22 protein-coding genes are annotated in these 22032 nt (G+C 73.2%); 8 read left to right on the forward strand and 14 right to left on the reverse strand.

Annotation, left to right across the window (positions count from 1 at the left end; genetic code table 11):
• Positions 1 to 155: 155 nt before the first annotated feature.
• The 7 genes from FJR00_RS00675 to FJR00_RS00700 form a co-directional block, all read right to left on the reverse strand.
• Entirely contained in the window at positions 156 to 725 is a 570-nt protein-coding gene (locus FJR00_RS00675; protein WP_141337015.1) for a hypothetical protein, read from the reverse strand.
• Positions 722 to 1219 carry a helix-turn-helix domain-containing protein gene (locus FJR00_RS00680; protein ID WP_141337016.1) on the reverse strand — a complete coding sequence of 166 codons (498 nt, stop codon included), beginning with the start codon at positions 1217 to 1219 and terminating at the stop codon, positions 722 to 724. Before FJR00_RS00680 ends, FJR00_RS00675 begins: the two co-directional genes overlap by 4 nt.
• 82 nt (positions 1220 to 1301) lie before the next feature.
• Positions 1302 to 1571 (reverse strand): tyrosine-type recombinase/integrase, encoded by a 270-nt coding sequence (locus tag FJR00_RS00685; RefSeq protein WP_141337017.1) that lies wholly within the window; start codon positions 1569 to 1571, stop codon positions 1302 to 1304.
• Between the two features lie 170 nt (positions 1572 to 1741).
• Positions 1742 to 2095: a hypothetical protein gene (locus tag FJR00_RS00690; protein ID WP_141337018.1), complete on the reverse strand. Its 354-nt coding sequence runs from the start codon at positions 2093 to 2095 to the stop codon at positions 1742 to 1744.
• A 195-nt stretch (positions 2096 to 2290) separates the two neighbouring features.
• Positions 2291 to 2995, reverse strand: a complete 705-nt coding sequence (locus FJR00_RS00695; RefSeq protein ID WP_141337019.1) for an LmeA family phospholipid-binding protein — start codon at positions 2993 to 2995, stop codon at positions 2291 to 2293.
• 88 nt (positions 2996 to 3083) lie between these two features.
• Complete coding sequence (locus FJR00_RS16100) at positions 3084 to 3212, reverse strand: putative transporter small subunit (protein ID WP_238330220.1); 129 nt, start codon at positions 3210 to 3212, stop codon at positions 3084 to 3086.
• 18 nt (positions 3213 to 3230) lie between these two features.
• A complete protein-coding gene (locus FJR00_RS00700) occupies positions 3231 to 4952 on the reverse strand; it encodes a sodium:solute symporter family protein (RefSeq protein ID WP_141337020.1) in 1722 nt (573 codons plus the stop codon).
• 354 nt (positions 4953 to 5306) lie between these two features.
• On the opposite strand from FJR00_RS00700, the gene FJR00_RS00705 reads away from it, so the two are divergent.
• The 7 genes from FJR00_RS00705 to FJR00_RS00735 all read left to right on the forward strand — a co-directional run bounded on the left by FJR00_RS00705 (position 5307) and on the right by FJR00_RS00735 (position 12007).
• A complete protein-coding gene (locus tag FJR00_RS00705; protein ID WP_181409427.1) occupies positions 5307 to 5933 on the forward strand; it encodes a superoxide dismutase in 627 nt (208 codons plus the stop codon).
• A 193-nt stretch (positions 5934 to 6126) separates the two neighbouring features.
• Complete coding sequence (locus tag FJR00_RS00710) at positions 6127 to 9195, forward strand: DUF4040 family protein (RefSeq protein ID WP_141337022.1); 3069 nt, start codon at positions 6127 to 6129, stop codon at positions 9193 to 9195.
• Positions 9192 to 9524, forward strand: coding sequence for a sodium:proton antiporter (locus tag FJR00_RS00715; protein ID WP_141337023.1), 333 nt, complete (start codon positions 9192 to 9194; stop codon positions 9522 to 9524). Before FJR00_RS00710 ends, FJR00_RS00715 begins: the two co-directional genes overlap by 4 nt.
• Positions 9521 to 11038, forward strand: a complete 1518-nt coding sequence (locus tag FJR00_RS00720; RefSeq protein ID WP_075958099.1) for a proton-conducting transporter transmembrane domain-containing protein — start codon at positions 9521 to 9523, stop codon at positions 11036 to 11038. Before FJR00_RS00715 ends, FJR00_RS00720 begins: the two co-directional genes overlap by 4 nt.
• Positions 11035 to 11397: a Na+/H+ antiporter subunit E gene (locus FJR00_RS00725; RefSeq protein ID WP_237770151.1), complete on the forward strand. Its 363-nt coding sequence runs from the start codon at positions 11035 to 11037 to the stop codon at positions 11395 to 11397. The genes FJR00_RS00720 and FJR00_RS00725 overlap by 4 nt, the downstream gene beginning before the upstream one ends.
• Positions 11394 to 11654 (forward strand): monovalent cation/H+ antiporter complex subunit F, encoded by a 261-nt coding sequence (locus FJR00_RS00730; RefSeq protein ID WP_075958101.1) that lies wholly within the window; start codon positions 11394 to 11396, stop codon positions 11652 to 11654. The genes FJR00_RS00725 and FJR00_RS00730 overlap by 4 nt, the downstream gene beginning before the upstream one ends.
• Entirely contained in the window at positions 11654 to 12007 is a 354-nt protein-coding gene (locus FJR00_RS00735) for a cation:proton antiporter (protein ID WP_141337024.1), read from the forward strand. The genes FJR00_RS00730 and FJR00_RS00735 overlap by 1 nt, the downstream gene beginning before the upstream one ends.
• Before the next feature lie 60 nt (positions 12008 to 12067).
• Here FJR00_RS00735 and FJR00_RS00740 read toward each other — a convergent pair whose 3' ends face one another.
• The 7 genes from FJR00_RS00740 to FJR00_RS00770 form a co-directional block, all read right to left on the reverse strand.
• Positions 12068 to 12637 carry a DUF5063 domain-containing protein gene (locus FJR00_RS00740; RefSeq protein ID WP_075958103.1) on the reverse strand — a complete coding sequence of 190 codons (570 nt, stop codon included), beginning with the start codon at positions 12635 to 12637 and terminating at the stop codon, positions 12068 to 12070.
• Between the two features lie 101 nt (positions 12638 to 12738).
• Entirely contained in the window at positions 12739 to 13341 is a 603-nt protein-coding gene (gene recR / locus FJR00_RS00745) for a recombination mediator RecR (protein ID WP_141337025.1), read from the reverse strand.
• 81 nt (positions 13342 to 13422) lie between these two features.
• Entirely contained in the window at positions 13423 to 14082 is a 660-nt protein-coding gene (locus FJR00_RS00750) for an HAD family hydrolase (protein ID WP_141337026.1), read from the reverse strand.
• Positions 14079 to 14753: a lysophospholipid acyltransferase family protein gene (locus tag FJR00_RS00755; RefSeq protein WP_075958105.1), complete on the reverse strand. Its 675-nt coding sequence runs from the start codon at positions 14751 to 14753 to the stop codon at positions 14079 to 14081. The genes FJR00_RS00750 and FJR00_RS00755 overlap by 4 nt, the downstream gene beginning before the upstream one ends.
• A 10-nt stretch (positions 14754 to 14763) precedes the next feature.
• The gene (locus FJR00_RS00760) at positions 14764 to 17061 is read right to left on the reverse strand and encodes a DNA polymerase III subunit gamma and tau (RefSeq protein WP_141337027.1); all 2298 of its coding nucleotides are present in this window, start codon (positions 17059 to 17061) and stop codon (positions 14764 to 14766) included.
• 10 nt (positions 17062 to 17071) lie between these two features.
• On the reverse strand, positions 17072 to 19345 hold the full coding sequence (locus FJR00_RS00765) for a HelD family protein (RefSeq protein WP_141337028.1): 2274 nt from the start codon (positions 19343 to 19345) through the stop codon (positions 17072 to 17074).
• Between the two features lie 86 nt (positions 19346 to 19431).
• A complete protein-coding gene (locus FJR00_RS00770; RefSeq protein ID WP_141337029.1) occupies positions 19432 to 20490 on the reverse strand; it encodes a helix-turn-helix transcriptional regulator in 1059 nt (352 codons plus the stop codon).
• 246 nt (positions 20491 to 20736) lie between these two features.
• Between FJR00_RS00770 and purD the strand changes: the two genes are divergently transcribed.
• Positions 20737 to 22032: a phosphoribosylamine--glycine ligase gene (purD, locus tag FJR00_RS00775; protein WP_141337030.1), complete on the forward strand. Its 1296-nt coding sequence runs from the start codon at positions 20737 to 20739 to the stop codon at positions 22030 to 22032.

The following is a 22032-nucleotide window of genomic DNA, read 5'->3' on the forward strand; positions in this document are numbered from 1 at the left end:
CGCTGCAGCCGGGCTCAGCCGCGATTCTGCATCCCAACTGCGCCACCGTGGCCGACGCCGAGATGGGTGCAGCCGTCAGAAGCGGGCCCGGATCAGACCTCAGGGGTGGCCCGGCGTTACCGAAGCGCGGGCCGAGCCTGCGGCTGCCGTCCGGGTCAAGCCGGGGGCCTGCGGTCTGGAGCCGATACCGACCGCTGCACGAACCGGAGTGCACGCGCGATGGCGACCTTGTGCGTCTCTGTCGACAGCATCGCTAACCGCTCCTCGATGATCCTCGGCTGGACCATCGCCGCGGAGATGAGCGCACCGATGAACTCATAGTCCTTCTCCCGGCCGGCCATGAGCTTGGCGACACAGAGGTCATGGGGCTCAAGGAACAGAGGGCGAGCGGGAGCAGATGAGGCCAGGCCCCAGGTGCGCAGGCGGGCCTGCCAACCGTCGGGAAGTATCGACGTGCTCACCGAGATGCCCTCGGCATAGATCCCCTCGGCCGCGTGCATCTGCGAGAGCGCACCAATAGCACCCTCGACCATGTCGGCCTTCTTGCGGTCCGGGCCGTCGTCCAGGAAGGCGATGCCGACCTCCATGGACGCCGTGGCCTCGGGCGGAAGCTCGTCCTCGTCCCACGTGCCGAGGACTGCCTGCGAGCCCATGACCAGGACCTCCGGGTCCTTGGTGACGTCGCAGGCAGCCATGAGCAGGCGTGCCAGCTGCTGGCGGTTCATGCCGCCGGCGCGCGCTTCTCGCGGAAGGTACGCAGCGCCTGGGTCCGTTCGGTCTGGCTCAGGACGCCGGCGAACGGGGAGTTCTGGCGCAGCTCGCGCGCCCGGGGGCTGGTGCTGAGGATCGTGCCGACCGTCTGTTCAAGTCCCCGGGCGAGGATGCTGTCCCACTCACGGAGGTACTCGACCGTTCGGCCGTCCGCCCGATGCATGGAGCTCCAGCGCCGGATGTTCTCTCGTGCCAGCCCCATGACTTCGTCCGGCCTGGTGAGCAGGTGGGTGAGCATCGCCTGGTGCATCCACAGCTGCTTGCGCTGCTCCTCCGTCATCGACTGGGCGTCGAGCAGGGCCTCGACGTCAGAGCGTCTGACTCTGCGGTGCGCCCCCACCCTGATGCTGGGCAGGTCGCCCCGCTCGCACAGGTCGACGACGTGCTGACGCGAGACGCCGAGCGCCTCGGCGACCGCCCCCGTCTTCATCAGCTTGTCGTTCTCCATGTCTCTACTCAGGGCAAACACCAAAAACACAACAGACCCCGCAGGGGCGCGTTCGGCCAGGCATTGGGGGGCAAGGCGACGTTCACAGTCCGTCGCGACGCGGCGAACCCGCCTCGACCATCGCCGAGAGCGCCTCCGCGATCCTGGCGTCCCTGTCCGCCGCGGCGTGCTGGTAGCGCAGGGCCGCCTTGTGCGTCGAGTGGCCGAGCCGAGCCATGAGCTCAGCCAGCGTCGCTCCCGCCTGCGCCGCGAACACCGCTCCCGTATGTCGCAGGTCGTGCCAGCGCAGGTCCGGACGCCCGGCCGCTGCCCACGCGGGGTGCCATGCCTTGTTGAGGGTCGACACGGCCAGGTGCTGGGCCCGGGTTGCTCCTGGCGTGGAACAGCAGCGCGTCCCGTCGCTTGTCCTCCATCGCGTCCAGGTGCGCCTGGATCGCGGGCATGATCGCGGACGGCAGCGTGGCGGCGCGGGTCACATGGACGACGTTGCCGGACAGGTCCTTGCGTCGCAGCTCCGCCACCTCACCCCAGCGGAGCCCCACCCCAGGCGGACAGGAGCACGGCGGCCCGCAGCTGGGGCGGCGAACGGTCGAGCTGGCCGGCGTAGAACACCCTGGTCCGCAGCTTGAGGTCCTGCCGTTCCTCCAGCCACCCCTGCGCGTACTCGCTGAGGGCCACCGACCGGCGTCGCCTCTCCCGAGTCAGGATCCACCCGGGTCCCAGCTCCGTGCACTTGGTCCGCAGCCAGGCCTCCGCCGCGTCCCTGCTCGCGAACGTGCGCGGCGCCTTGTGCTCCAGCGCCTCCCACGTGTAGCGGGCCTGCCACTTCCCCGACGGCAGACGGCGCACCGAGCCGAACCGTCGATCGCGTGCCATGCCGCCGCCTTTCGTGCCATGAACGTGCCGTGAGATGTCACCCAGGCTGCACGATGACCGGCCCTGACTCGCCAGAACGCAGTCCGGGCCGGTCCTTGTCGGTCCGCCGGGCCGTCTGTACCGCAGGATCGCCCGGCGCGACCGACCTGCGCCGCTCACGCGAACCCTTGAGGTTAGGGCCCGGGCGCACGCTTCTTAGGGCAGCACCGTTCCGGCCAGGACGACGTCCCTGCCGGAGAGGTCCGCGCGGAACCCGTCGTCCTGGACGGTGACGTCCTGCAGCACGAGGTTCTCCGGCAGGCCCTCGATCGGGTGCTCGATGGTGGCGAAGCGGCGCACCACCGCCGCCACCGTCCGGGAGAGCAGGTCGGGGCCGCCCAGGTCGATGGACGTCGGCTCCACCACCAGCAGCCCTCCGACGACGTCCACCGTGCCGGTGGCGACGACGGTCGCGTCCCGGCCCAGCACCTCCACGGTGCGCACGACCGCCGCCTGCCCGTCCTCCGCCGGGCGGACCACGGAGTCCCCGCCGAGGTCGGCCGCCACGTCCGCGAAGGGCACCGTCGCCTGCACCTCCAGGCTGTCCGCGACCAGCCCCACCTCCCCGGAGCGGACCCCGTGGGCGACCGCCTCGACGTCGCGCAGGGTCGAGTCGGGGAGAACGACCGTCCCGGCCACGACGTCCACCCCGCCCAGCCAGATCTCGTCGTCGGCGAGGTCCGCGGGAGGGCCGTCCGTCGACGCGGCCTGACGGTCGTCGGCGCTGGTCGGTCCGGTCCGGTCGACGCTGTCGGCGGCAGGCGTCGACACGGCCCACCACAGCACGACGAGCGCCAGCACGAACAGCAGCAGCATCCCGAGGGCACCGATGGCCAGGTCCGTGGCGCGCGAGCGGTTCATGGCCCCAGTGTGCTGGAGGGCACCCGCGTGCGCCCGGTCCGCCCTCGCCGTGGGGCAGCGCAGGCCGGTCAGCAGGCAGCGGGTCCGGTCAGATCACCCGCCGTCCGGCCTTCCGGGCGCGACGGACGTCGCGGGCGAACGCGCCCACGACGACCAGCAGGACGGCCAGGACGACGACTGGCCAGATGAGCACGTAGGTGGTCAGGAGTGCAGTCATGGTGGTTCTCCTCGGGAGTCAGGAACGGGGGCCGGGCCGGTCGGAGGCGAGGACGAGGTCGTCGGGGTCCTCGTCCGGGTCCTCCTGCTCGGCGGTGGAGGTGTCGTCGAAGTTGCCGGTCACGTGCTGGATGCGCTCGAAGTCGAAGTCCTGACCGGAACGGACCGACATGAGGTAGCAGACCAGGAAGGACACCGCATACGCGACCAGAGACCCGGACAGCACCTCGTAGTCGCGCAGGAAGAAGAACGTGAACGGGGCCGACACCGCGACCGCGAGCGTGCCGGTCATCACGGCCGGGCGGAGCCCGAAGAAGCCGAACGCCATGATGCCGAGCACCACGCCGATGCCGATCGTGGCCAGCAGCTCGACGGCCAGGCCCCAGGCCCCGACGGCGGGCAGCCACCCGAACCGGACCGGCAGGAAGAACGCCAGCGCCGCCAGGACGGACACCGTGAAGGCGGCGTTGGTGACCTTGGGCCAGTAGAAGCTGGCGATGACCGGGAAGACGAGACAGCCCCACAGGGCACCCACGAAGACGAGCAGGTCGAGGATGTTGAACTGGCTGGTCGCGAAGTACAGCGCCGCCGCGGTGGCCACGATCATCGTCAGCCGCCCGATGAGCAGCATGGTGCGGGGGTCCGCCGCACGCCGACCGACGGACTGGCCGTAGATGTCGGCCATGACGATCGAGGACAGCGCGGACAGGTCGGAGTCCGCGGTCGAGGAGAGCGACCCGATGATCATGAGGAAGGCCACGGCCAGCAGCACCGGACCCAGGTAGGTGCTCACCATCTGCGGCATGAGGTTGTTGACGTCCCCGCCCATCGGGTCGATGCCGAGGTAGAGCGCCATGACGCCCAGCATCCCGATCCCGATCACGGTGGCTCCGTAGCCCACCGTGGCCGTGACGAACGTGGGACGGATGAGGTCCTCCCGGACCGCGAACAGCCGCTGGGCGATGGTCTGGTTGCCGATCGCGTAGGCCAGCACGGCGGCGATGTAGGGCGCCCCCTGGTTCATGAACGCCTCCGAGGAGAAGAAGCTCTCCTGCTGGGGCGTCACGTGGCCGGCGGCCACGCCCGCCTCGAACATCCCCGGACCGCCCGCGGCGAAGAACACGACCGGGATCACCACGACCGCTGCCCCCAGCATCGCCACCACCTGCGCGAAGTCGGTGAGCACCGAGGCCCGGAAGCCGGACCAGAGCGTGTAGAGCAGCACGCCGCCGGCGACGACGAGGATGCCTGCCCCGAAGTTGAGCGGGGAGAGCACGGCGATGAGCGCACCGCCGGCGATGAAGTTCGAGGTGAGCGAGATCAACGAGCCGAGCACGTTGGACCCGGCCAGCATGAGCTGCGACGAGCGGCCGTGACGGGCATACATCACCTCGGCCAGCGTGTGCGCCCGCGGTGCCACCGTGCGGATCCGGCGGCCGAAGGGATAGATGAACAGGATCATCAACGCACCCCACAGGCCGTAGTGGATCGGCCCGGAGACGCCGTAGGTGTAGCCCGCCGTCACCGAGGCGTACATCGACGACGCCCAGATCCAGGTGGCGGTCATCGACGCGGCGGAGATGCCGAAGCCGATGTTGTTGCCCGCCGTCATGTACCTGTCGGCGTTCTCCTTCCGGCGCCGGATGCTGAGCGACATCAGCAGCGTCCCCCCGTAGAAGAGGGCCAGGAGCAGGGCGACGGCCCCGATGCCCAGCGGGGTCGCCTCGGTGTCGAGCGGCATGCGTCACGTCCTTCGGTCGGCCAGCACGGTCACGCCGCGGCGACGGACGCGCGGCGGGCGCAGCACAGGGTGCTGCACACGGAACTTCTTCCTGCGACGGCGGGGCCCCACGACGGTCCAGCACCCGGGGACGACGGTCGGCCCCGGCGCGCCCAGCCGGGCCCACACACCTCGGCCGACGTCCCGTCCCCAGGGGGGACGCCCGTCGACCGGCGGCCCACCATGCCACACAACTCGCAGCAGGTCACATCAGCCTCCGGCCCCCGCCGCCGACCGGCCCTCCTCGGGCGGGCGGCCGGACCCGCGGCTATAGTCGAGCAGGTCCGCTATCCGGCCAGATCAGGAGAGATTGCCGTGAGCACGTACACCCTTCCCGACCTTCCCTACGACTACGCAGCCCTCGAGCCGCACATCAGCGCCGAGATCATGGAGCTGCACCACTCCAAGCACCACAAGGCCTACGTGGACGGGGCCAACACCGCGCTCGAGAAGCTCGCCGCGGCCCGCGACTCGGGCGACTTCGGCACCGTGCCGATGCTGGAGAAGAACCTCGCGTTCAACCTGGGCGGGCACACCAACCACTCGGTCTTCTGGCAGAACATGTCCCCCGAGGGCGGCGACCGTCCCGACGGCGAGGTCGCCGCGATGATCGACCAGCACTTCGGCTCCTTCGAGGGGTTCAAGGGCCAGTTCGAGGCCGCCGGCACCACGATCCAGGGGTCCGGCTGGGCCGTGCTGTCCTGGGACTCCATCGCGCAGCAGCCGCTGGTCTTCCAGCTGTGGGACCAGCAGGGCAATGTGCCGATCGGCCAGACGCCCCTGCTCATGCTGGACATGTGGGAGCACGCCTTCTACCTGCAGTACAAGAACGTCAAGGCCGACTACGTCTCGGCCTGGTGGAACGTCGTCAACTGGAGCGACGTGAGCCAGCGCCTGGAGCGTGCCCGCAGCGCGACCTCCGGGTTGATCGTGGCCTCCTGAGCCACCCCGCCGCAGCGACCCGCGGGGCGTCGGACCACCGGTCCGGCGCCCCGTCGGCATGCCCGGGGAGGCGCTGACCCCCGCGTCCGGAGCGGCTCCCGGGAGGGAGCGGGCCGATTGTTAGACTCCCCGCCATGCGTCGTCGCCGCCGAACCTGTCCGACGGTCGTCGGCAGCGCCCACGGGCCGGCGTCATGAGCATGGTGTGGACCCTCGCCGTGTGCGCGCTCGCCGTGCTGGCGAGCTTCCCACTCACCCGCACCCTCGGCCGGCACGCCGGGTGGCCGCTGGCCGCGATCTACCTCGTCGCCGCCGCCGTGTTCTGGCCCGTCGCCAGCCGGGTGATGGCCGGGGAGACCGTGGCCTGGAGCACCCCCTGGGTGCCCGACCTGGGGCTGGAGCTCTCCCTGCGGGCCGACGGGATCGGCGTCGTCTTCACGGCGATCGCCCTGCTCATCGGCGCGGTCGTGCTGTCCTACTCGACCGCCTACCTCTCGCCGGGCCGCAACCTGACGTTCTACCTCTACCTCGTCGGCTTCACCTTCGCGATGGTCGGCCTGGTCCTGGCCGACGACCTCATCCTGCTGTTCCTGTGCTGGGAGCTGACCTCCCTGGCCAGCTTCCTGCTCATCGCCCGCTCCGGCTACTCCGGCGAGGCCGCCTCGATGCGCACCCTCCTCATCACCTTCATCGGGGGGCTCACGCTGCTCGCCGCGGTGGGCATCATGGTGGCAGCGACCGGCACCACCGGCCTGCAGGAGGCGCTGGCGCACCCGGTCTGGGCCGAGCGTCCGGGCCTGACGACCGGCGTGGCCGTCCTGGTGCTGCTCTCGGCGTTCACCAAGTCGGCCCAGTTCCCCTTCCACGTCTGGCTTCCCGACGCGATGGCCGCAGCCACGCCGGTCAGCGCCTACCTGCACGCCGCGGCCGTGGTCAAGGCCGGGATCTTCCTGCTCATGCGGTTCTCGCCGCTGTTCCACGACGTGCCCGTCTGGAACGCCACCCTCGTCACGGTGGGCCTGCTCACCTGCGCGCTCGGCGGCTTCTTCGCCCTGCAGAAGACCGACCTGAAGAAGCTCATGGCCTACTCCACGGTCAGCCAGCTCGGGCTGATCGTCGCCGCCATCGGGGTGGGCACCGAGTACGCCCTGGCGGCCGCCGTGCTGCACACGATCGCCCACGCCCTGTTCAAGTCCGGACTGTTCATGATGGTCGGCGTCATCGACCACTCCACCGGGACCCGTGACGTCCGCCGCCTGCCCGAGCTGCGCAGGGCGATGCCGCTGGCCTTCTGGACCACCGTGCTCGGCGCGGCCTCCATGGCCGGCATCCCGCCCATGCTGGGCTTCGTCTCCAAGGAGAAGATCTTCACCGCCCTGCTGGAGGCCCCCGGCCCCGCCTGGACGGGGTGGGCGGCACTGGTCGGCGGCGCCCTGGCCTCGGTCCTCACCTTCGCCTACAGCGCCAAGATCGTCTTCCACGGCTTCGTCGACGGCCGCGGGCAGGACCGCTGGCCCGAGGACGCACCCCTGCACGCCACCCCTCCGGCGCTGGGCATCTTCGCCGCGCTGCCGATCCTGGCCGGCCTGCCGCTGGCCCTCGTGGTCGGGGTGCTCGACACCCCGGTCGACCGGGCGGTCTCCGCCGCGCTGCCGCACGTGGAGCCCGAGACCCACCTGGCCCTGTGGCACGGCGTCAACGCCGAGCTGGTGGCGACCCTGCTCATCATCGCCGTCGGCCTCGTCGTGATCGCCCGGCGCCGGACCCTCATGCCGGCCCTGGAGAAGGAGACGTTCCGCCTCGACGGCGCCGGGGTCATCGCGACCCTCGTGGCGCCCGTGGCGCGGGCGGGTATGCAGCTCGCGCTCCTCGTGCGCGCGGACAACCCCACCCGCCACGTCTCCCCCGTGCTCGTCGCCCTCGCCCTCGTCCTGGGCGGCGGTTCCGCCGGGCTGCTCCTCACCGGCAGCCTGGCCGAGCAGCACCCCGACCTGGACCGGTGGACCGACCTCGTCGCACTGGTCGTGATCGTCCTCGGCGTGGCCGGGACGACCATCTCCCAGTCGCGGCTGGCGGCCACCGTGAGCCTCTCGGCGGTGGGCGTCGGCATCACCGTCCAGATCTTCTCCCTCGGCGGGCCCGACGTCGGCCTGACCCAGCTCCTCGTCGAGGCGCTGACCATCCTCATGATCATGCTCGTCCTGCAGAAGCTCCCCCTGCGTTTCGGGCGGTCCCCCAGGCTGGGCCAGAAGGCGGCGATGGGCCTGGCCCTCGCCACGGGTCTGGCCTTCGGCCTGGGCGCCTTCGCGCTCACCGGCCGACGTGAGCGGTCGGAGATCGCGGACTACTACCTGACCGAGGGCCCCGAGATCACCCACGGATACAACGTCGTCAACACGATCCTCGTGGAGTTCCGCGCCCTGGACACCCTCGGCGAGCTGACCGTCCTGGGAATGGCCGGCGCCGCCATGGTCGCCATCCTGTCCACGGTGCGCGACCGCTACCTCGACCCTCCCCGCGAGACGGACCGCAGCTGGGTGCCCGACCCGGACATCGCCCTGCGGCCCCGCGGGAGCGCCGCGGACCGGGCGATCCACCAGGCCTGGGGCAACGCCGTCCCCATGCAGCTGCTCGTCCGTCTGACCGCCCCCCTGCTCGTCATCATCTCGGTCATCCTCTTCTGGCGGGGCCACAACGCCCCCGGGGGCGGGTTCATCGCCGCCCTGCTCGGCTCGGCCGTCGTGGCCCTGGTCTATCTGTCCTCCGCCCGCGACCAGGCCGTCGGCCCGGCCCGGCTGCCCATGGTGCTCATCGGCGGCGGGGTGGCCCTCGCCATCCTCACGGGGCTCTGGGGGACCGTGGCCAAGGGCTCCTTCCTCGCCCCGATCAGCGGATACGTCGGGGACCTGTACCTCACCTCGGCCCTGCTCTTCGACCTGGGCGTCTACGCCGCCGTCCTGGGCCTGGTGATGGAGGCCTTCAACCTGCTCGGCGCCGCCGGCGGGCGTGAGCGGACCCGCGAGCGGGCCGACGAGTCGGTCGAGGGCGAGCTCGCCGGTCCCATGGACACCACCCGGGGCGAGACCCCCGAGGAGCTGGCCGAGCGGGAGCTCGCCGACCGGGAGAAGGCCCTGGCGGCCACCCGCGCGGCGGGCGCCCCGGACGGTCCCGACCCCAAGGGGCGGGGCCGGGTCGGGCGCCGCACCACCTACCTCACCCACGGGGTTCCCCCGCGCAACCTCGGCGACAGGAGCGAACCGTGATCATCCCGGTGTCCATCGCCGTCCTCGTCACCGGCGGGGTCTACCTCCTGCTGCAGCGCAGCATGGTCCGCATCATCTTCGGGCTGGCGCTGCTGAGCCATGCCGCCAACCTGACCCTGATGCTCGCGGGGGTGAGCGCCTGGCGGGGCGAGCCTCTTCCCGACCGCGTCGACACCACCGCCGCCGCCGACCCGCTGCCGCACGCCTTCGTGCTCACCGCGATCGTCATCGCCTTCGCCGTCACCGTGCTCATGCTGGCCCTGGCCGTGATCGGGCACAACGACGACACCAAGCGGATGCCCCCGACCGGTGAGGAGCGTGCGACGTGAACCCCGCGGTCCTCCCGCTCCTGCTCGCCGTGCCGCTGCTGGCGGCCGGCCTGCTCCTCATCGTCCGGCACCGGGTGGTCCAGCGCGTGCTTCTCCTCGCCGTGCCCGCGGCGACCCTCGTCACGGCCGTGCTGCTGGTGCTGGAGCACCGGACCGTCCCGGTGATCGCCCACCAGGTCGGGGCGTTCGCGCCGGGCGTGGCGATCCCGTTCGTGTCCGACACCCTCTCGGCCCTCATGCTCGCGGTGACCTCCCTGGCCACCCTGGTCACCCTGTGGTTCCTCACGGCGACCGGCGAGGACCGCTACCGGTTCGTCCCGCCGCTGGCGCTCATGCTGCACGGCGGGGTCAACGGCGCCTTCCTCACCGGCGACCTGTTCAACCTCTTCGTCATGGTCGAGGTGATGCTGCTGCCGTCCTACGCCCTCATCGCGGTGACGGGCACCTGGCGACGCCTCGGGATCGGCCGCACGTTCGTGGTCGTCAACCTGCTCACCAGCGCGACCCTGCTGACCGGCGTCGGATTGGTGTATGCCGTCGCCGGCTCGGTCAACCTCGCCGTGCTGGCGGACGCGGCGTCCGGCGACCGTGCCCTGACGCTGGCCGGGGCCGTGGTGCTCCTGGCCCTGGCCGTCAAGGGTGCCGTCGTGCCCGTCCACGGCTGGCTGCCGCAGACCTACCCGGCCACCTCCGCCGGCATCATGGCGCTCTTCTCGGCCCTGCACACCAAGGTCGCGCTCTACGCGATCTACCGCGTCTACACGACGCTCTACGAGGGACCCGCCCCCTGGGCGCTCGTGCTCGTGGTGCTCGTGGCCGTCACCATCGCGGTAGGGGCCTGGAGCACCTTCGGGGAGCACATCATCCGGCGGGCGCTGGCCTGGCAGATGGTCGCCGGGGTCGGGCACATCCTGGTCGGGGTCGCCCTGTCGACGACCGCGTCGCTGGCCGCCGGGCTCTTCTACATGCTCCACCACATCGTGACGATGGGCGGCCTGCTGCTGCTCGCCGGCGCCATCGAGCAGGTCTACGGCAGCGGCCGCTACGAGCGGCTCTCCGGCCTGATCCACCGGGACCGGGCCGTGGCCATCCTCACGGCCTTCGGGCTGCTCTCCCTCGTCGGCATCCCCGCCTCGTCCGGCTTCTTCGGCAAGGTGGCCCTCATCGGGGCCGCGGCCGGGGCGGCCCGCTGGGAGGGATGGCTCCTGCTGACCACCGTCCTCGTCGCCGCCGTCGTCAGCCTCGTGGCCATGCAGCGGCTGTGGGCCGGAGTGTTCTGGGGCCAGCCGATGGAGGACTACCGGCCGGACAGCCCCGAGACCGGGCGGGCCGGACTGACCCGGCTGACCGACGACGTGGTCGTTCCGCTGCGCCTGTGGGCCCCCGGTGCCACGTTGATCGGCACCCAGCTGGCCATGTTCTTCGGGGCGGGCGTCCTGATGCCCCTGGTCACCCGGGCGGCCCAGGGCCTGACCGACACCGCCCCCTACGTCGAGGCGGTGCTGGGCCGATGATGAACCCCCTGCGCGTGCTCGGCTACGCCGTCTGGCTGACAGGTGAGATCGTCAAGGGCGCGCTCGACGTGGCCAAGGACGCGGTGCTGCCCGGCGTCGACATGCAGCCTGCGATCCTGGAGCTGCCGCTGCGCTGCTCGACCGACCTGGAGATCAGCGTGATGGCCTCCTCGATCACGATCACCCCGGGCACCATCACCGTCGGGATCGCCAGCGCGGCCGGGACCACGCCACCCACGCTCTTCGTCCACGCCATCTACGCCTCCGACCCGGAGGAGATCCGCACCGGTCTCCGCCACATGGAGGACCGGGTGCTGCGGACGACCCGGGGACCCGGCTGGGAGGGGAGGCTCTCATGATGGTCGTCGTCGTCGCCACCGTCGTCGTGCTGGTCGTCGCCGCCGTGCTGGGCCTGGTGCGGCTCTACACCGCCACGGACGACGCCTCGGTGGCCGCGGTCAGCGACCTGCTCTACTTCTGCGCCGTCGGCATCATCGTCATGGGTGCCCTGGCCGTGGGGTCCTCGATCGTCTTCGACGTGGCCGCCATCGCCTCGCTGGTCGGCATCCTGGCCACGGTGGCGCTGTCCCGGATCCTCACGAGGGGGAGGCGCTGATGCTGGTCACCGTCGTCGTCGGTCTGCTCTGCCTGACCGGGGCTGGCTTCGTCCTGGTCAGCGCCGTCGCGATGCTCAAGGCCCGGGACGGCCTGTCCCGGATCAACGTGCTGTCGGCCGCGACCGGGCTGGGTCTGCCGCTCATCGTGCTGGGCGCCTTCGTGGAGGACGTGCGGACCAACGGCTTCACCTGGCTCGACCTGCTGAAGGTCGTCATCGCCGTCCTCGGCTTCATCATCATGAGCTCGGTCGCCTCCAACAACCTGGGCCGGGCCGCCTACCGCTCCGGGGCACCCGTCGACCCGGCGACCCGCCCGAACGAGCTGGCCGAGGAGCCGCACCAGGGCGCCTGACCCGTCCTCCGGGCAGCCCCGCGAGGGCACCCTGGGGGATCGTGCCTCGTGGGTGCGGGGTCAGACCTGGTGCAGGGCGGCCATCTCGGCCTCCATGACCTCTTCGTCGTCGGCGTCCAGCCGGACGTGCGCCATCAGGGTCAGCAGCACCCGCAGCGCGGCCGCGGCCCGTTCGCCCCAGGACGACAGGTAGCTGAACTGCCACCACCACATCGCCTCGGTGGGCCGGCCCGCGTCGTGGTGCTGCAGCCCGTGCGAGAGGTCCGCGGCCACGCTGACCAGGTCGGCCGCCAGCGAGCCGCTCACCACCTCCACGGACACGACGGGGTCCGCCAGGTCGCAGTAGGCGTCCAGCCCGCCGAGCAGCTGGTGCAGGGCGACCCGGATCCGCTCCAGGTCCTCCTCGGGTCCGCTGTCCGGCTCGAACCGCTCCACCGGCACCACGTCGACGAGGGCGCCCAGCCGGGCGCCGGTCGCGCTCAGCTGGCCGAGAGCCAGCAGCAGGACCGGGAGCGCCGACTCCGGCGTCTCCCCCGCCGCGACGCCCTCCAGCGCGGCGAAGTAGGCCCGGACCTCCTCGGCGGTCTCCGCCGCCAGGGGCGCCCAGTCGTTCCGGCCGTCGGTGCTCATGGGCCCCACCCTAGGCCCGTCGGCGTCCGTGGCGCAGGTCCGCCGGCGGCGTGCTCGTCACATCGCTCCGGCCCACAGAACGTCCGGCCCTGGGCGTCCGGCTAGCCGGACAGCAGCCGGCGACCCTCGAACGCCCTGCCCAGGGTGACCTCGTCGGCATACTCCAGGTCTCCCCCCACCGGCAGACCGGAGGCGAGCCGGCTGACCCGGACGCCCTCGTAGGGGACGAGCAGACGGGCGAGGTACGTCGCGGTCGCCTCCCCCTCGAGGTTGGGATCGGTGGCCAGGATGACCTCCTGCACCTGCCCGTCGGCCAGCCGGGCGACCAGCTCCCGGACACGCAGGTCGTCCGGCCCGACCCCACCGATCGGGTTGATGGCCCCTCCCAGCACGTGGTAGCGGCCCCGGAACTCCCGGGTCCGTTCGATGGCGGCGACGTCCTGCGACTGCTCCACCACGCAGATGAGCCCCGGGTCCCGGCGGGGGTCGAGGCAGATGCGGCACCGCTCGCCCTCCGCCACGTTCCCGCACTCCTGGCAGAAGCTGACCTTCTCCCGCACCTGCACCAGGGCGTCGGCCAGCCGGGTCACCTCGTCCGGGTCCGCGGACAGCAGGTGGAAGGCGATCCGCTGGGCACCCTTGGGCCCGACGCCGGGCAGCCGGCCGAGCTCGTCGATCAGGTCCTGGACCACTCCTTCGTACACAAGGGTCCACTCTAGGCGGACGCACCGACACCGACCGACGCCGCGCGGACGCGTGCACCGCCGCCGGCGGCGGTCCGGCGGTCAGGCCTCGGTGCGCCGGTCGGGCAGCAGCACGGCCCGCAACGTCGCGACGTCGTCCACGACGTGGTCGGCCTCCGCCAGGGCGGCGGCCTCGCCGGCGCCCCACGTCACGGCGATGCTGGCCATCCCCGCCGCCCGCGCGGCGTGGACGTCCACCCACGCGTCACCGACGTAGACGCACTCCTGGGGACGGGCGCCGAGCCGCCGCGCGCCCTCCAGGAGGGGCGCCGGGTGCGGCTTGTGCACCGGGGTGGACTCCATGCCCACGACGTGGTCCAGCGGGGGCAGACCGGTCACCCGCATGCCCTGGCGCACCGTCTCCTCGCGCTTGGACGAGACCACCGCGGTGGGGACCCCGGCCCGGTCCAGGTCCGCGAGGAGGCCCGCCGCCCCCGGTACGGGGCGGATGAGGGCGTCGTGGTGGGCGAGGTTGTGCTCCCGGTAGCGCCGGACGAGCTCCTCCCCGCGCCCCGGGTGACGCTCCTCGAGCACCTCGAGGAGCACCCGGCCGATCCAGCCGCGGGTCTCGTCGTCGCCGGCGGGGTCGCCGACCGAGTCGAGGGTGTGGCGGTAGGAGGCGAGGATCAGCGGGATGGTGTCGGCCAGCGTGCCGTCGAAGTCGAAGAGCACGACCGGCCACCGAGGTGCCCCTGGCCTCATGCCGGCAGCTCCGGCTGCCGCTCGTTGTACTCCCCGGCCCACTCCTGGCCCGACATGGCCAGGATCGCGGCCATCACCTCGTCCGTCAGCCGGCGCCGGGCCCGGCCCAGCGGCACGCCGTCGAACCGCCCCTCCACCGGGATCGGTGCGCCGAACTCCACCCGGACCTTGGCCCGCCGGGGGAACCTCGCCCCCACCGGCTGGATCCGGTCGGTGCCGGTGAGCGCCACCGGGACCACGGGGCAGCCTGCCTGCAGGGCCAGCCAGGCCACGCCGGTCCGGCCGCGGTAGAGCCGGCCGTCACGGCTGCGCGTGCCCTCCGGGTAGATCCCGAACGCCCCGCCCGACCGCAGGTGGGCCAGGGCCAGGTCCAACGACCGCTGGGCCGCCCGCGGGTCGTCGCGGTCGACCGGGATCGCGCCGACGCCGGTGAACCACTCACGGCTGATCCAGCCCTTGAGCCCGGACCCGGTGAAGTAGTCGGACTTGGCCAGGAAGGCGACCTGCCGGGGGGCGGTGAGCGGGATGACCACCGAGTCGGCGAAGGAGAGGTGGTTGCTGGCCAGGACGACCGGTCCGGTCGCCGGCACGTGCTCGGTACCGACCACCTCGGGTCTGAAGATCGCGGTCGCGAGGGGGGTGACCACCGGGTGCAGGACCTCGTAGATCATGGCGTCCTCCTCAGGCCACGGGGTCGTCGTTGATGGCGATGACCCTGCCGCCCAGGACGGACTCGATGACAGGCTGGCCGACGGCACCCGAACCGTCCAGGTCCTCGTCGTCGACGCTGGGGGCGTCACCACCTCCGGCGTCCGCGCCGCCCGGACGGGCGCCCTGCCCGACCGGCTCCGCCGGCGCGACGTCCTCGGGCGCAGGGGCGGTCGCCCAGGCCGGGGCGCCGCCCGGTCCCGGTGCCCCGGCCCACCCGGAGGCCCCTCCGGCGCCGGGGACGCGCCCCACCGCGCCGAGCTGCTCCGCCATCGACGGCGCGCCCGCGGGCACCGGTCCTGGTGCCGCGACCGGCCCGGACCCCGGTCCTGCCCCAGGCGCGGCCTGCTGGTGCTGACGACCCTGGGCACCGGGTCGGCCGTCCTGCCCGCCGGCCCGTGGGCGCGTCCTGATCCGTCCCCGCATCGGCGCGTCCGTCAGGCCCGGGACGCCATCGGGCGCGGCGGGCGCCGTCGGGGCCGGCTGCGGCGACCCGCCCGGCGAGTCCTGGACCGGCGGAGGCCCGCCCTGACCCGGCGGGGGTCCGCCCTGGCCCGGCGTCGGCGGCGACGACGGGCCCCCGGGCTCGGGGGCAGGTCCAGGTCCACCTCCAGGGCCTGGCCCGGGGTCAGGCCCTGGAGGCTCGCCCGCCACGGTGGCCTCGATCCGGGTGTCCAGGGCGACCGACTCGATCAGCGCCTGGCGCAGCGTCTCCTCGTGGGCGGTGCCCATGAAGTGCCGGATCCAGTTCTGGTCCGGCATCCCCAGGAGGACCCGGTCGCCGTCGTAGTCGATGAGCACGGCCTTCTGCAGGCCGCTCCACGTCCGTCGGCTGATGGTGCGGACCCGCTCCAGGACGTCGGGCCACTGCCGCCGCAGCGCCGCCGTGTCGAGCCGGGCGGTCGCCGGGGCCGCAGGTCGGCCGTCGTCCCCATCCGTCCCCGTGCGGACCGGCCCATCCCCTGCCTGCGGACGCCCGGCCGCGGGCGCGGGGTCCGCGGTGACCGGGGGCGCGGGCTGGTCGTCGGCCGGCGTCGGGTCCGGCCGCTGCCGCTCGGGGCTGACCGGTCGCGCCTGCGGGGGCGCCGTCCTCGTCGTGCCCTCCGCCGCACCCAGCCTCCGCTCCAACCGGTCGAGGCGTTCGCCGTACCCCTCCTCCCCGGAGGCGGCAGGCAGCAGCAGGCGGGCCACCAGCAGCTCCAGGAGCAGCCGGGAGGAGACCGCCCCGCTCATCTCGGACAGACCGTGGCTGACCACGTCCGCGGCGCGGGAGAGCGCCTCGGGCCCCTGCACGGCGGCCTGGTGGCGCATCCGGTCGATCTGGTCGGCGGGCAGCCCCGGCAGCAGGCCGGCGGCCGGGGCGTCGTCGCCGACGGCGGAGAGCACGATGAGGTCCCGGTAGCGCTCGAGCAGGTCCTCGACGAAGCGGCGTGGGTCGTGCCCGGACTCCATCACCCGCCCGACCTGGGCGAAGGCCGTCGCGGCGTCCCGGGCCGCGACGGCGTCGACGATCCCGTCGAGCAGCTCCACGTCGGTGAAGCCGAGCAGGGCCGCGGTCCGCTCGTAGGTCAGCCCCTCCTCGCCGGCCCCGGACATGAGCTGGTCGAGCACCGAGAGGGAGTCCCGCACCGACCCGCCGCCGGCCCGGGTGACGAACGAGAGCACCCCCGGTTCGAGGGCGACCCCCTCCTGCCCGCACACCTGCTCCAGGTATGCCGTCAGCCGCTGCGGGGGGACCAGGTGGAAGGGGTAGTGGTGCGTCCGGGACCGGATGGTGGCCAGCACCTTCTCGGGCTCCGTCGTGGCGAAGATGAACTTCACGTGGGGCGGCGGCTCCTCGACGACCTTGAGCAGGGCGTTGAAGCCGTTGGGCGTCACCATGTGCGCCTCGTCGATGATGTAGACCTTGTAGCGCGCCTGGGCCGGCCCGAAGGCCGCGCGTTCCCGCAGGTCGCGCGCGTCGTCGACGCCCCCGTGGCTGGCGGCGTCGATCTCGATCACGTCGACCGACCCGGGACCGCCCCGGGCCAGCGCCACGCACGACTCGCACGTGCCGCAGGGCTCGGGCGTGGGTCCCTGCTCGCAGTTGAGGCACCGCGCCAGGATCCGGGCGCTCGTCGTCTTGCCGCACCCGCGGGGGCCGGAGAACAGGTAGGCGTGGTTGACCCGGCCCGACCGCAGCGCCTGCACGAGCGGCTCGGTCACGTGCTCCTGGCCGATGACGTCGGCGAAGGACTCGGGCCGGTAGCGGCGGTAGAGGGCGGTAGTCACGTCCCCGAGACTAGTCGGAGCCCCCGTCGGACCCGGCACCGTCCACAGGGCGCAGGATGCTCGTGCGGTGCGCCGCCCGGGTGAGCACGACGTAGAGGGCGCGCACCCCTCCGGGCGACTCCGCCACGATCTCGTCGGGGTCCACGACAAGCGTCGCGTCGTACTCCAGACCCTTCGTCGACAGGGGGTCGACGAGCACGACCCGGTCCGCGGCGTCGAGGACCGGGGTCAGCCGGTCGCGCCACCGGTCGGGCGCGATCACCGCGACCTGGCCCTCCACCTGGGACACCAGGTCGCGCACGGCCGACGACGCCGTCGCCACGACCTCCTCCGCGGGGGCGTCCAGCTCGGCCGGGTGGTGCCCGGTCTCGCGCACCGCCCGGGGGATGTCGGCGTCGGGCACGTGCTCGCGCACCATGCGTGCGGCGTGGTCGAAGATCTCCCGGGCGTTGCGGTAGTTGGTGTCCATGTGGAAGGCGCGCCGGACGGAGGACCCGAACGCCTCCTCCCTCGCCCGGGCGGCCTCCTCGAGGTCGTCCCAGGACGCCTGGGCGAGGTCGCCCACGACGGTCCACGAGGCCCACCGGCCCCGGCGGCCGAGCATGCGCCACTGCATCGGGGAGATGTCCTGCGCCTCGTCGACGAGGACGTGGGCGTACTCCTCCACGCCTCCCAGCCGGCCGGCGGTCAGCCGGTCGACGGGGTCGCGGGAGACGCGGGCGTGGCCGTCGCCGGCGTTCCCGTCGGTGGACCCGGGGCCGCCGGACGCGGCGCCCCCGTCCGGTCGGCCGTCGCCGTCCCGTCCCACCCGCAGCGCGGCGACGCCGTACTGGCTGGCGTCGTCGAGCTCCTCGATCTCGTAGAAGCCCCGCTCCTCGCTCGGCAGGTCGACCACCGGCCCCAGCCGGGCGTGCAGGTCGTCGACCAGCGCGACGTCGGCCACCGACCACCGCCCGTCGTCCAGCGCCCGGCGGTAGGAGTCGGCCAGCAGCCGGGCCTCGTCCACGGATGCCCCGAGCCGTCGGGCCAGGTTCTCGTCGACGAGCCACAGGAGCATCTCCCGCGGGTCCACCGGCCGCCACCAGGCCCGCGCGAACGTCTCGACGTCCCCGGCGTCGGTGAACCGGTCGACGAACTCGGCGCGGTCGCCCTGCTGCACCTGCTCCCAGGCCAGCCCGGCCAGGGCCTCGACCGCCGCGTCGTAGGAGGTGTTGCGGTGGTGGTGGCGCAGCACCTGCCGGCGTGCCCTCTCCAGGTCCGCCGGCCGCAGCCGGACGGGGTGCCCGGCGACGAAGACGCGCAGCTCGGTCGGGGCGTCGGGGACCGGCTCGCGGGTGAGCCGCGAGAGCAGGGTACGGATGCGCAGGGAGCCCTTGAGCGCGGCCGTGGCCGGGTCGTCGAGCACGGTCGCGGTCATCCCCCCGACCACGTCCCCCACCGAGCGCAGGGACACGGTGTCCTCCCCCAGCGAGGGCAGGACCCGCTCGATGTATGCCGTGTACGCCGCCGAGGGTCCGACCACCAGGACGCCGCCCGCCTCGTACCGCCGGCGGTCGGAGTAGAGCAGGTAGGCCGCGCGGTGCAGGGCAACCACGGTCTTGCCGGTGCCCGGTCCACCCGTGATCTCGGTCACCCCGCGCGCGGGGGCGCGGATGGCCTCGTCCTGGTGCTGCTGGATCGTGGCGACGATGTCCCGCATGCGCTCGCCCCGGCTGCGCGTCAGCGCAGCCATGAGGGCCCCGTCGCCGACGACGACGAGGTCCTCGGGAGCGGCGGCGACCATGAGGTCGTCCTCCACCCCGACGACCTGCTCCCCGCGGCAGCGCAGGACCCGCCGGCGCAGCACCCCCTGGGGGTCCACGGGCGTGGCCCGGTAGAAGGGTGCCGCCGCCGGCGCCCGCCAGTCCACGACGAGCGGCTCGTAGTCGTCGTCGCGCACGCCCAGCCGACCGACGTAGCGCACCTCCCGCTCGCCGGTGCCCGGCTCGCCCGCGCCGTGGTCGAGGTCGAGCCGCCCGAACACCAGGCCCTCGTGCTGGTGCTCGAGGCTGGCCCGGCGACGGTTGGCGGCGAAGACCAGCGCGTCCCGTTCGAACAGCCCGGCCAGCTCCTCCTCCCGCGGGTCGCCCGTGCCGGCCCGCTCGGTCCGGCCGCGGGCCATGCCCTCGGCGTGCACGAGACCGACCCGGTCGGCGGCCTTGGCCAGCTCGTCGTAGACCCGGTCGACGTGGGCCTGCTCGGCCGCGATCTCGACGGCGACGACGTCGTTCGTCGTGGCGCTCACTCCACCCTCGCTCTCCTGACGTCCGACGGACGTGGACTCCCCTGGCAAAGGTCCAAGCCTACCGGCCGACCGGACATGCCCCGCCCTCAGACCCGGCCCCGGCGCACGGCCTGCACCCCGGCCTGGAAGCGCGTCGCGGCCCCGAGGTGCTCCATGAGGTAACGCACCCGGCGCTCGACGGTGCGCACGGACACGCCGAGCTGGCGGGCGATGATCTTGTCGCTGGCCCCCGTGGCCAGCAGGGCCAGGACCCTGGCGTCCTTGTCCCCCAGCGGCAGCCGTCCGGGCACGACCGGGGGGCCCTCGCCGACCTGCCCGGCCGTCAGCACGGTCCCGTAGGGGGTGGCCAGGTCCCAGATCGCGACGAGCAGCTGGCTCAGCGCCTGCACCCAGGTGACGCGGTGGGCCCCGAAGGACCCGTCCCCGTCCTCGGCGTACCGGCTCAGGTCCACCAGGACGTCCTTGTCGTCGGTCATCAGCACCGAGAACGGCACCCCGTTGGCGACCCGCACCTCGTGGCCCAGCTCGCGCGCCCGGTCGGCGAAGGCCAGGGCGTACGGGTCCCCCAGGAGCGAGGAGTCGAGCACGAGACGGACCTGCACCTCCTCCCGGACCGACAGGCGGGTGGAGCCGGCGGCGAGGTCCGCGAACAGCCCGGTGGCCGCGACCGAGGCGTCGACGGCCCACCACACCCTGGTGGTGGCGGACCGGTGCAGCTCGGCGATCCGGTGGGCGATCTCGACGGTCCCCGCCAGCCCGTCCACCTGGGCCGGCCCCCTGGCCTGCCCGACGTCGCCCATCGCGCGTCGCCACAGGCTCTCCACCTCCGAGGCGGTGGCCCTGGTCAGGGCGACGCGTCGTTCGACCTGATCCATCCGGCGGGTCAACGCCTCGCGGGGCGGGACGACGAACCAGCGGTCGGGGTCCTCGCTGCTGGACAGCATGCCGCGTTCGACGAGCTCGGCGACGGCGTCGTCGACGTCCGCGTCGCTGAGCCCCGACTGTCGCAGCGCGCTGCGCGAGGGGACGCCCAGGCGGACCGCCGCCATGTAGACCCGGGAGAGGAACTCCTCGTAGGTCTCGCCGCGGGAGTGCCGGGACGGGGTCGGCGCGCCGACGGGAGGACGGTCCGGGGAGGCGGTCACCCCACCATCGTGTCGGATACCCGTCACTGTCACCAACCCGACACCTTTGGGGATGACATTCGGGTCCGGTCGTGTCTAGTGTTGATCCGTCGGCTTCGGTCGGCAGCAGGGATCGTGCGAGTCACCGGGCAGCCCCCCATCAGCCCGGTAGACCCTGCCCTGCTCGTGGCCCTCCTGGGAGATACCCCCCTGCCTTCCAGGAGGGCCACCCCCGTGCCCGCGCCGGCACGGATACGCTGGCTGCCCGTGAGAGTTCTCCTCCTCGGCTCCGGCGCCCGCGAGCACGCCCTGGCCCGTTCCCTCTCGGCCGACGCCGAGGTCCAGGCCCTGCTGGCTCTGCCGGGCAACCCGGGGATCGCGCAGGTGGCCCGGTGCGTGGCCGGCGACCCCACGGACCCCGCCGCCGTCGTCCGCCTGGCGCGCGAGGAGCAGGTCGACCTCGTCGTCGTGGGCCCGGAGGGTCCCCTCGTCGCCGGGGTCGCCGACGCGCTGACGGCCGCAGGGATCGCCTGCTTCGGCCCCACGGCCCCGGCCGCCCGGCTGGAGGGGAGCAAGGCCTTCGCCAAGGAGGTGATGGCCGCGGCCGGCGTCCCGACCGCGGCCGCCCACGTCTGCACGACGCTCGAGCAGGCGCGGGCCGCGCTCTCGGCCACCGGCGCCCCCTACGTCGTCAAGGAGGACGGACTCGCGGCCGGCAAGGGAGTGGTCGTCACCGGCGACCTGGACGTCGCGCTCGCGCACGCCGCGGGCTGCCTGTCACGGCCCGGCGGGCGCGTCGTCGTCGAGGACTTCCTCGACGGCCCCGAGGTGTCCCTCTTCTGCCTCGCCGACGGGAGGACCGTCGTCCCGCTCGCCCCCGCGCAGGACTTCAAGCGCGCCGGTGACGGGGACACCGGCCCCAACACCGGCGGGATGGGCGCCTACTCCCCGCTGGCCTGGCTCGACGAGCAGAACCCCGGTCTCGTCGACGAGGTCGTCGCCGCGGTGGCCCTGCCGACCGTCCGGGAGATGGCCCGCCGGGGGACGCCGTTCACCGGCGTGCTCTACGTGGGCCTGGCCCTCACCGCCGCGGGCCCGCGGGTGGTGGAGTTCAACGCCCGGTTCGGCGACCCGGAGACCCAGTCCGTCCTGGCCCGCCTCCGGACGCCGCTGGCCGGGGTCCTCCTGGCCGCGGCCCAGGGCCGCCTGGCCGAGCTGCCCCCGCTGGACTGGTCGCCCGACAGCAGCGTCACCGTCGTGGTGGCCGCGGACGGCTACCCCGTCGCCCCGCGCACCGGGGACGAGGTGACCGGGCTGGCCGCTGCCGAGGAGGTCGACGGGGTGCACGTCCTCCAGGCGGGGACGGCCCTGCGCGACGGGCGGCTCGTCTCGGCGGGCGGCCGGGTCCTCAGCGTGGTGTCCCTGGGGGCGGACCTGGCCGAGGCCCGGTCCCGCGCCTACGCCGCCGCCCACCGCATCCACCTGCAGGGGTTCCGGTTCAGGGGCGACATCGCCCGGGCCGCGGAGCAGGGCGGCGTCCACGTCCCGACCAGGAAGGCCTGA

Source organism: Ornithinimicrobium kibberense (genome assembly GCF_006519705.1).
Taxonomy (GTDB): domain Bacteria; phylum Actinomycetota; class Actinomycetes; order Actinomycetales; family Dermatophilaceae; genus Ornithinicoccus; species Ornithinicoccus kibberensis.

Bases quoted from the DNA above. Each gene is read 5' to 3' on its own strand.
- FJR00_RS00675 (WP_141337015.1), bottom strand. From the start codon at position 725: ATGAACCGCCAGCAGCTGGCACGCCTGCTCATGGCTGCCTGCGACGTC.
- FJR00_RS00680 (WP_141337016.1), bottom strand. From the start codon at position 1,219: ATGGAGAACGACAAGCTGATGAAGACGGGGGCGGTCGCCGAGGCGCTC.
- FJR00_RS00690 (WP_141337018.1), bottom strand. From the start codon at position 2,095: ATGGCACGCGATCGACGGTTCGGCTCGGTGCGCCGTCTGCCGTCGGGG.
- FJR00_RS00695 (WP_141337019.1), bottom strand. From the start codon at position 2,995: ATGAACCGCTCGCGCGCCACGGACCTGGCCATCGGTGCCCTCGGGATG.
- FJR00_RS16100 (WP_238330220.1), bottom strand. From the start codon at position 3,212: ATGACTGCACTCCTGACCACCTACGTGCTCATCTGGCCAGTCGTCGTC.
- FJR00_RS00700 (WP_141337020.1), bottom strand. From the start codon at position 4,952: ATGCCGCTCGACACCGAGGCGACCCCGCTGGGCATCGGGGCCGTCGCC.
- FJR00_RS00710 (WP_141337022.1), top strand. From the start codon at position 6,127: ATGAGCATGGTGTGGACCCTCGCCGTGTGCGCGCTCGCCGTGCTGGCG.
- FJR00_RS00725 (WP_237770151.1), top strand. From the start codon at position 11,035: ATGATGAACCCCCTGCGCGTGCTCGGCTACGCCGTCTGGCTGACAGGT.
- FJR00_RS00730 (WP_075958101.1), top strand. From the start codon at position 11,394: ATGATGGTCGTCGTCGTCGCCACCGTCGTCGTGCTGGTCGTCGCCGCC.
- FJR00_RS00735 (WP_141337024.1), top strand. From the start codon at position 11,654: ATGCTGGTCACCGTCGTCGTCGGTCTGCTCTGCCTGACCGGGGCTGGC.
- FJR00_RS00740 (WP_075958103.1), bottom strand. From the start codon at position 12,637: ATGAGCACCGACGGCCGGAACGACTGGGCGCCCCTGGCGGCGGAGACC.
- FJR00_RS00750 (WP_141337026.1), bottom strand. From the start codon at position 14,082: ATGAGGCCAGGGGCACCTCGGTGGCCGGTCGTGCTCTTCGACTTCGAC.
- FJR00_RS00755 (WP_075958105.1), bottom strand. From the start codon at position 14,753: ATGATCTACGAGGTCCTGCACCCGGTGGTCACCCCCCTCGCGACCGCG.